Origin of the sequence: Williamwhitmania taraxaci, assembly GCF_900096565.1 — a bacterium.
Classification (GTDB): Bacteria; Bacteroidota; Bacteroidia; order Bacteroidales; family Williamwhitmaniaceae; genus Williamwhitmania; species Williamwhitmania taraxaci.
In genome coordinates this window covers 11,092-16,597 of the sequence record NZ_FMYP01000079.1, presented here as the reverse complement: position 1 = coordinate 16,597, position 5,506 = coordinate 11,092, and the positions used below count along the sequence as shown (strand labels likewise).

4 protein-coding genes and 1 pseudogene are annotated in these 5,506 nt (G+C 44.0%); 4 read left to right on the top strand and 1 reads right to left on the bottom strand.

Features of this window, described 5'->3' with window-relative positions:
- Nucleotides 1-241 (bottom strand): annotated as a pseudogene (locus BLS65_RS15290) (hypothetical protein); the annotation flags it as partial.
- Nucleotides 242-453: 212 nt separating this feature from the next.
- Here BLS65_RS15290 and BLS65_RS15285 point away from each other — a divergent pair.
- The 4 genes from BLS65_RS15285 (at nt 454) to BLS65_RS15270 (ending at nt 5,375) form a co-directional block, all read left to right on the top strand.
- Entirely contained in the window at nt 454-1,218 is a 765-nt protein-coding gene (locus BLS65_RS15285) for a hypothetical protein (protein WP_125869902.1), read from the top strand.
- A gap of 366 nt (nt 1,219-1,584) precedes the next feature.
- On the top strand, nt 1,585-3,144 hold the full coding sequence (locus tag BLS65_RS15280) for an SDR family NAD(P)-dependent oxidoreductase (protein ID WP_092440555.1): 1,560 nt from the start codon (nt 1,585-1,587) through the stop codon (nt 3,142-3,144).
- A 250-nt stretch (nt 3,145-3,394) separates the two neighbouring features.
- Nucleotides 3,395-4,204 (top strand): carboxypeptidase-like regulatory domain-containing protein, encoded by an 810-nt coding sequence (locus tag BLS65_RS15275; RefSeq protein ID WP_092440553.1) that lies wholly within the window; start codon nt 3,395-3,397, stop codon nt 4,202-4,204.
- A gap of 157 nt (nt 4,205-4,361) precedes the next feature.
- Nucleotides 4,362-5,375, top strand: a complete 1,014-nt coding sequence (locus tag BLS65_RS15270) for a tetratricopeptide repeat protein (protein WP_092440551.1) — start codon at nt 4,362-4,364, stop codon at nt 5,373-5,375.
- Nucleotides 5,376-5,506: the final 131 nt, after the last annotated feature.

Genomic DNA, 5,506 nt, shown 5'->3' with positions numbered 1-5,506 from the left:
TGAGCTGCTCGTTGAACGAAAAGAAATCGAACGGTTTCTCGAACTGGTTGCGGTAGGTCTGTTCGCTAGATTGGCTAAAGCGACCCAGCTGTAAGAAATTTATCCTACCTTTGATACTCAAAATGTGCCAAAGAACGCTTACAACAAAATCTTTGCGAGTTTTATTGAGTTTATTAAAACAGTCGTTGTTTAATGTGCTGTATATGTAATACTTAACAATATTACTGACCTTAGGAATCATGCTTAGAAAATTACTGGAATAATCTTTTAAGATACTGATTTCTAAGGTCTTATTCAAATTTATTCACGCCTATTTTTCTGATTGTCAAATATTTACACTAGTTATTACCGAACTATTGTAAAAATCCTCCACTATTTAAAGTGTAAGTATTTTCTTTATCATCAACTATTCAGCTAAGATCAACACGAATACCACTTAACATATCCATACATTTGAAAGCATTAATTACAGCAGTAGCTACATTTTTAGTTTTATTGAATACCAACCAATCCGTGGCACAGGAGTGGAAGAGCTTAAGGGCATATCAAAAAGAAACAGGAGAATCATCGCTTCGGGAGGGATGCTGGCTGAGAAAAGACAGAACACGCTTGAGCGAGAAATGGAAACAGGCCAACTTGTTTAATCTCTCTTGCGAAAATGGTAATCGAAAATATAAAACAATTAGTCAGATACGGGATTTCTATTTGTGGTTCGACCTGGAAAGGGAACGGCAGGGGCACGAAATAAAATGGATAGGAATAGCATCGATTGCTGCCGGCCAGCTAGCCGAAATGGATAATGGATTCATTCGCTTTTTTATTGTTAGAAACAGCGAAGTGGTAAAGTTTGCAAACGAAGGTTCAAAAACGGTATTCGCCTTTGCGTTTCCATTACTCAAGAATATCTACTTCTCCGATACCATCATTGTAGGAAACGATGCTGTGAATTGGGGTTTGGAGTATGGCATGACCGAACAATGCTTAATCCTCGATCCACTCTATGTTCGCTTATCACCAGCGGCTCTCCATAAGTTGACTCGAATGGCTAAAGGACAGGGCGTTTTCTCGCTGGGCATTCCTAAGGTGTTGAAGTATGATGGGCGAATTGAGAACTGTAAGGCAAGGTTTGAACACGGCATCAACAAGCTTCTTCCTTTTTACATAGCCCATCATGTAGTGATGCCTAAACTCAATAGCACAACTACTGCATCTAAGTAAACCGAGAACCAATTTACTCCTATTCATTTATTGCAGTAGTTTCGGGGTTTTATGCACGAAATCCTGATGGGATTGAATTTGACTGGCTCCAAATGCAATTCGGGGTAGGGCATAGGTGCTACGCAACCACCACCAGGTGGTTGAATGTATGCAGCAGCGTAAACTTTGTTTCTAAATAAAACAAGTCCAATCGTATAGTCCCCTACCTATTGTTTGTGCGGTGAGGAATGATCTACATCCAATTTATCCTCACCTGGTTGTTGCCCAAATTGCTGTGCTTATCCCACCGAACCCCTTATCGTGTATTCGGCCTCTTGCATTGGCAAATTAACCTATCTTTGCACCCTAAGAAATAGGCGATAGTTAATGGAGAATAGTGCAGAACAAAAGGGCAAATTAACGGAGATAGAAATTAATAGCTGTATATCGGTTTTAGAGCATCTGCTCGAAAATGGTGATCAACTCATTCACCTATCACCCGAGCAGCTGCTAAAGCTTATGAAGGCTGCCGGCCAGATTACCCGACCCGATAAAGCCGAAATATACAAGCGGAACAAGAGCGTAAAGGTGGCTCGCAAGCAAGCCGAGATTACCAGCAATCGGAATGCACGTGCTGCCACAAGCATACGAAGCGCACGTATAGCAAGCGTATTTGAAGCACCCACACAGGTGGCTCTTCCGGCATCGGGATCGACCTCTAGTGAGGCAAAACACTTTCTTACCTCCGAGCAAAACTGCTACGTTTGTAAGAAACCATACACCGAGATTCACCACTTCTACGACTCTATGTGCAAGGAGTGTGGCGATTTGAACTACTCCAAGCGGTTCCAGTCATGCGATCTTACCGGACAAATTGCCCTCATTACCGGATCGCGGCTTAAGATTGGCTACCACGCCACCCTCATGATGCTGCGCTCCGGAGCAACCGTTATTGCCACCACCCGCTTTCCCGCCGACTCGGCCATTCGGTTTGCCAAGGAGAAGGACTTTGCCGATTGGGGTCATCGCCTACATATTTATGGGCTCGACTTACGGCACATTCCAAGCGTAGAGCTCTTTGCCTCCTACGTGGAGCAGAAGTATAAGCGACTCGATATCCTCATCAATAATGCGGCACAAACCGTGCGTAGGCCAGCTGGGTTTTACACCCACCTAATGGACAACGAGCTGTTGCCGTTCCATGAGCACACACCAGATGTGCAGGGCTTACTCGCACATCATCAGCAATGCCTGCACGAGATTGAGGGTTCGGTAACTTCCGGATCGGAATCGAGTAAGGCGTTAGCTGTAAACTGGACCGGGCAAGCTCCGGGCATCGGTATTCGTGCTTCGGCGCAGCTATCGCAGGTGCCCTATCGGTTCGATAACTCCATTGAGGCCCGAGAGGTATTCCCCGAAGGGAAGCTCGATGCCGACCTTCAGCAGGTCGATTTGCGCACCACCAACAGCTGGCGACTAAAGCTCGGACAGATAGAGACCCTCGAAATGGTGGAGGTGCAGCTCGTGAATTCCATTGCCCCATTTGTGCTTTGCAATCGACTTACCGAACTGATGCGTAAGGATTATACCGGTATGAAGCATGTGGTAAATGTATCGGCCATGGAGGGGAAGTTTCATAGCTTTAAAAAGGCCGATCGGCATCCACATACCAACATGGCTAAGGCAGCCCTCAATATGCTTACCCATACTGCCGCCAGCGACCTAGCGAAGGATGGGATTTTTATGAATGCAGTAGATACAGGCTGGGTTACCGACGAAGATCCTGCCGAGCTGGCCAAGCACAAGCAGCAGGTACACGATTTCCAACCCCCATTAGATATTGTAGATGGAGCAGCCCGTGTGTGCGATCCCTTTATCGATGGTATAAATACCGGGAAGCACTGGAGCGGAAGGTTCCTAAAGGACTACTTCCCCATAAGCTGGTAGCGTTTTTATTCTCGAATAGCACATACGAATCCCGCCAATTGGCGGGATTCGCTATATTACGCGAAATCCTGAAGGGATCACGAAATACCAGATCATTCCCTTGATGATCCCCAGAATTGGTTTATCTTCGTTATGACTTATGGACATCACAAAGTCGATAAACATACAGGTAGTGCAGTAAAGCAAATAGCTACTGCATAGAATAACGGTAATATATAAACTTATAACAACCCATTAAAGCCTTATCAATATGCGATTAATGATTCTCTTTTTACTACTCTTTAGCAACACGATTTTTGCACAAAGCATCTCGGGTGTTGTGATTAACGATAAGAGTAAATTGCCTGTAGAATATGTGAATATAGGGGTGGCGATGAAAAATATTGGCACTGTATCCGATTTTAATGGAAAATACAACCTTACCATCGATTCACAATTCGATAACGACACTCTTTTGTTTTCGAGCATTGGATACCTACCCTTTGCCATAAAAATTGCCGATCTCAAAAGAAGAGAGAATAAAAATATCCTGTTGAAAGAGAGGATGTACCAGCTAAAAGAAGTAGTTGTTAAGCCGAGAACGTATAAGCGAAAGACCTTAGGGGTTGAGACACACTTCAAAAATATTTCGGCCGGATTCAAGGACAACCTTCTCGGCTATGAGTTTGGGATTTTAATGCACATCAAAAAAACCGCCATCATCAAGAGCGTAAACATTAACATTGCTGCTTGCTCATACGACTCCATCTTTTACCGACTCAACATATACAAGGTGCTGGGAAAGAATAATTTTGAGAATATCTTAAGCAGTCCAATTTATATCCATATGTCGAAAGCCGAGGTGAAGGAGGAGATCAAAGTAGATCTACAGGCGCAGCATCTGGTAATGGAAGGCGATTTTCTTGTTACAGTAGAGCATGTGAAGGATTTAGGGAAAGGTTATCTATATTTTTGTGCAGGATTCATGAATAAGACATACTATCGGAAGACGAGTCAGGGTGCATGGGAATCGGCACCCATTGGTATTAGCATAAGTGTTGATGCTGACGTAGAAAAATAGCGCTATTTTCGCATATGGCCACTGGCGGATTTGATGTAACCCATTTGATGCGCCGGAACCATTTGCCTTGCCTTCCCGTTTTACCGATATATGAAACTACAGGCAGGTTATTATCCGGTATTCGTCAGCTTTGTGTGACCCACTAAACCGAATCGATATGAAATTTCTACTGACACTCACCATTGGATTACTCTTTACCGTAACCCTTTTTGGACAGGAAGACAGGATTAACGAGCTGGTAAAGCGAGGCATCGAGCTCAATGATCAGGGAAAATATGCTGAGGCCGTGGCCAAGTATAACGCGGCGTTGGAAATCGATATCAACTCCGAGTTTGCAACCTATGAGCTCTCCTATACCTACATGACTATGGGGCAATACGATAATGCAGTAAGGTATAGCAAGAAGGTGATTAAGCAAAACGGAAGCCACCTCCACGAGGCATATGTTGTGCTGGGCAGCTCGTTGGATATGTTGGGCAAGTCGAAGAAAGCCGTCGACGTATTTGTTGAGGGATTGGCTCTGTTCCCCAATAGCAATCTGCTGAACTATAACCTCGCTCTAACCTACTACAAGTTGCAGAACTACGAGAAAGCCGAGGTGGCCGCCATTAATGCCATTATTGCAAAACCCAAGCATCCCAGCAGCCACTTGGCCTTGTCTACCATTGTGCAAGCAAAGGAAGAACAAATCAAATCATTGCTGCCACTCTACTACTTCCTAATGCTGGAGCCCAACTCTCAGCGATCGAAGATTAACTACATCAAAGTAAGGGAGATGTTGATACAAGGCGTAACGCAAAAAGATGAGAAGAACGTCGATATGAAAATTGTATCCGATACCAGCAGCAGCAATGAATTTTCCGGTGCCGAAATGATGGTGAGCTTACGGGCTGCGGCGCGATACGCTGCCGCGAATAGGAATAAGAGCGATATGCAAATATTTGTGGAGAGCACCCGAGGCATATTCAGCATTTTGGGCGAGATGAAAAAGGATAAAACCGGCTTTTGGTGGGATATTTACGTTGCACGATTCAACGATTTGGTTGCTACCAACAACTATGAGGCATTCTGCTACTATATTTCTAAATCGATTAATGCCGATGAGGTGAAAAAATGGATTGCCGACAACCCAAGTAAGATGCAGGCGTTAATGGATTGGATGAATAAGTAGTATGCTCAATTTACCCATTAAAAAACAAGTGACAGCTAAACATTGGCAAATGACAGTGGAAACATTTTCAATTGTTAAATATACTATTGCCTATCTACAAGGGCTGCATGAATAATTGACAGTGGAAACAA